1 protein-coding gene is annotated in these 1,091 nt (G+C 59.5%); it reads left to right on the forward strand.

Going from position 1 to position 1,091, the window contains the following annotated elements:
* A partial coding sequence (locus L696_RS0102715) for a beta-ketoacyl synthase N-terminal-like domain-containing protein (RefSeq protein ID WP_025682282.1) occupies positions 1-1,091 on the forward strand: 1,091 nt, incomplete at both ends.

Consider the following 1,091-nt stretch of genomic DNA (forward strand, 5'->3'; position numbering starts at 1 on the left):
GATCAGCGAGGAAGAAGCCGCCCTGTCGCAAACGATTCCGCTGGTCGACGACCTCGCGATCGAAGCGGACTCGGGCGGTCACACGAACCAAGGCGTATCGTTCTCCCTCCTGCCCGCCATCCACGCGCTCAAAGACCAGCTCCAGCGGCAGTACCGCTACCAAGAGGAGATTCTCATCGGCTGCGGCGGAGGGATCGGCACGCCGGAAGCGGTCGCGTCGGCCTTCATGCTCGGGGCTGATTTTATTTTCACAGGATCGATCAATCAATGCATGGTGGAGAGCGGGGCCCATCCGGTCGTCAAGGACCTGCTGCAGTCCGTTTCGATCCACGACATGGCGATCACGGTTGCAGGCGATATGTTTGAGATCGGCGCGAAGGTGCAGGTGGTGAAAAAAAACACCCAGTTCGCCGCCCGCGCCAACAAGCTGCACCAGCTGTTCCACCAATACAACTCGATCGACGAGGTTCCGCTGTCGATCCGGCATGAGATCGAAACGAAATATTTTAAGAAGACGTTTGAGGAAGTCTGGGATCTCGTCTGCGCCTACAAGCGCGCCAAACATCCGGAGCAACTCGAAGAGGCGGCCGAGAACCCGCGTTTCAAGATGGGGCTGATCTTCAAGTGGTATTTTGCCCATTCCGCACAGGCGACCCTGCGAGGGGATGAGCAGGAGCGGGATAATTTTCAGATCTTCTGCGGCCCGGCGATGGGGGCGTTCAACAGGTGGGTACAAGGCACGCCGTATGAGTCTTGGCAGCAGCGCCATGTGAACACGGTGACAGAACTGCTGATGCGCAAGGCGTGTGAACATCTGGAATCCCGTCAGTCCACGTCCGTTTCGGCAGCCGGCGCAGAAGCGGTGCCGAGTTTTGAAGGGGCGGCGATCGCGATCATCGGGCTGAGCGGTCAATTCCCGAAGTCCAAGAATGCAGACGAGTTCTGGAACAACCTCGCACAAGGCCGCGACTGCATCTCCGAGATTCCGGCGACGCGCTGGTCGCTCGACGAGCACTACTCGCCGGACCCGAGCGCACCGGGCAAAACCTACTCCAAGTGGATGGGCGTGCTGGAGGATGCGGACAAGTTCG

The sequence above is a fragment of the Paenibacillus maysiensis genome (genome assembly GCF_000520815.1).
Classification (GTDB): domain Bacteria; phylum Bacillota; class Bacilli; order Paenibacillales; family Paenibacillaceae; genus Paenibacillus; species Paenibacillus maysiensis.